The 1,626-nt window shown below is 34.1% G+C and carries 1 protein-coding gene; it reads left to right on the top strand.

Annotated elements, in window-relative coordinates; translation table 11 throughout:
• Positions 1-97: 97 nt before the first annotated feature.
• Complete coding sequence (locus MNV_RS13780; RefSeq protein ID WP_257000072.1) at positions 98-1,387, top strand: transposase; 1,290 nt, start codon at positions 98-100, stop codon at positions 1,385-1,387.
• Positions 1,388-1,626: the final 239 nt, after the last annotated feature.

The raw sequence follows: 1,626 nt of genomic DNA, 5'->3' as shown, positions 1-1,626 counted from the left end.
TGAGACTTTTTATTATTTTCTGGTTAAACCCTAACTTCATCTGCTTATAATGTATCACATAAAAATTCTAATATAACAGTAATACATATAAATTTTGATGAAAGGCAATATTATCATTAATAAATCAATAGCGAAAGGAATAGAAAACGGAAAAATCATTCAGAGCTTACCAGAGGTACAATTTGGAGGACGGGTGGTACCGCTATTTACGCCCATATCTCCAATTCAATGTTCTATTTGTGGAAGTCCTTTGAATATCAACGAACATTACGACCGATTTGTAATTTCAAGCTATGGTATCATAGAATGCCCTGTCACTTATTGGATCTGCTCGAATCCAAACTGTGAAAAGCACCATAGCGACACATTAATTGGTGTAACCGGATCGGCAAATTATAGTGATGAATATCTTCAAAAACAGAAATGTGTAAGGTATAACGGAAGATGCAGTTTGTGGAATACTCGTACAGTGGGAGAAACATTTACAGAAGGATTGACTGATATTTCAGGACGAGCACCATGTCCGGCAACATTATGGAAGTTTGAACAAAAGCTGGGTAAGATCTCAGCTAAACAACTGTTAGACCAGCATATCGATTTTAATGGAACGCTATACATAGATGGCTATTGGGTCAAAGCTGGTTGGCGAAGATTTCTTGAAGCACAGCTTGGAAGGAAATTGAACAATCGTGAGTGGAAGAAGCTTCGATATCAGGTGATTTATGTTGTAGCTACGGAAGAAAAAGTCGTATTGGATTTTGAAATAACCAACATTATGCTAAGTTATCTTGAACTTGTGCCTCTTATGAATAGAATCAAAAATCGTATACCAGAGGAACAATTACTGAAGATTGTTTCTGATGAAGACAATGCAATTATTGATGCAGTGAAGCGAATCTTCCCAAATGTTGTCCATTCTTTCTGTGTTTTCCATCAATTAAAGAATGTAGCTCTGAAATACCTCGATGAGTTTGGAAGTATTGAAAAGATACCTGCTAATGAGGTTAAATTATATGAAGCTACAACCGATTTGATACTTGCAGAAACAGCGATCGAATCAACGGTTTATTATCAAAGAATTTTAGAGATGACTTCCGGTATGAAGTTATCAAAAGCATCGAAAAAAGTAGTTGATTATGTGAAAGAAATTTATATCAAGAATATTAAGAATCTGGAGAAGGGTTTTACTCCTGAAACAAATAATGTCATGGAACAGTTATTTTCACTGATAAATGATGTTATGAATCAGGCGAGGTCTTTCAAGATCAATGAGGGTTTAACGAATTTTTGCTATAATCTATTCACAATTATAAATAATAAAATTTTTAATACGGGGCTATGGAAGGGATTTTCTCCAGTTCAACGTGCTAAAATCAAACACGGATAACAATCTTCTTACGTTTCCAGATTATAGCCTTAGTGGATACTTTCGAATTTTCTCAGAACATTGGATATTGTTTGCAAATGTTCGCACATTTATTTGAAATTTGAGATTGAACACTTTAAATATTTATGTCATTTCTGGTTTATTTTGAAGTTTTTCGAACGGAACCAGAAGAAATTAAAAAGTCTCTGAAATCTCTTACTATTAGACAACTTGATGAAAAGGATGAAGAAATTGCAGAC

This window comes from Candidatus Methanoperedens nitratireducens (assembly GCF_900196725.1).
GTDB lineage: Archaea > Halobacteriota > Methanosarcinia > Methanosarcinales > Methanoperedenaceae > Methanoperedens > Methanoperedens nitroreducens_A.
Note: the sequence above shows the minus strand (reverse complement) of the source record. Positions and strands in the feature narration are given on the sequence as shown.